Source organism: Vibrio sp. 1727 (genome assembly GCF_033344415.1).
Lineage (GTDB): Bacteria > Pseudomonadota > Gammaproteobacteria > Enterobacterales > Vibrionaceae > Vibrio > Vibrio alginolyticus.
In genome coordinates, this window is the sequence record NZ_JAWPOT010000189.1 from 1 (window position 1) to 784 (window position 784).

Genomic DNA, 784 nt, shown 5'->3' on the forward strand with positions numbered 1-784 from the left:
TCGCTGCTTGGAACGTACCTTCTGCAAGGTCTTCTAGAGTCGAAGTACAAAGAGGATGACGAAGCAATGATTTAGGAGACATTACAATCAATGGTCGACGCATTGGGCGTACTACTTGACGACGAATCATGTGGTACACCTGAGCTGGCGTTGATGGTACAACGACCTGCATGTTTTGCTCAGCACACAATTGAAGGTAACGCTCTAGACGAGCAGATGAGTGCTCCGGACCTTGGCCTTCGTAACCATGAGGCAGAAGCATCGTCAGGCCGCACAAACGTCCCCACTTTTGCTCACCAGACGAAATGAATTGGTCAATAACCACTTGTGCGCCGTTAGCGAAGTCACCAAACTGCGCTTCCCAAATGGTCAAACCACCAGGTTCAGCTGTTGCATAACCGTACTCAAATGCAAGAACAGCTTCTTCCGACAACACAGAGTCAAAAACTTGGAAAGGCCCCTGCTTGTCATGGATATTCGCTAGCGGGATGTAAGTGCTTGCATCTGATTGGTTGTGAAGAACTGAGTGACGATGGAAGAAAGTACCACGACCTGAGTCCTGACCAGAAATACGGATACGCTTACCATCGTCTACCAATGTCGCGTAAGCCAATGTTTCAGCCATACCCCAGTCAATAGCCTTCTCACCTGTCATCATTGCTAAGCGATCGTTGTACAGCTTGTTTACTCGGCTTTGCAGCTTGTGGCTTTCCGGGTACTGACATAAACGATTACCTAACTCGACAAGGCGTTGCTTATCGTAGGTCGACTCCCATTGCATATC

1 pseudogene is annotated in these 784 nt (G+C 48.5%); it reads right to left on the bottom strand.

Going from position 1 to position 784, the window contains the following annotated elements:
• Window positions 1-784, bottom strand: a pseudogene (locus tag R8O10_RS24695) (2-oxoglutarate dehydrogenase E1 component); the annotation flags it as partial.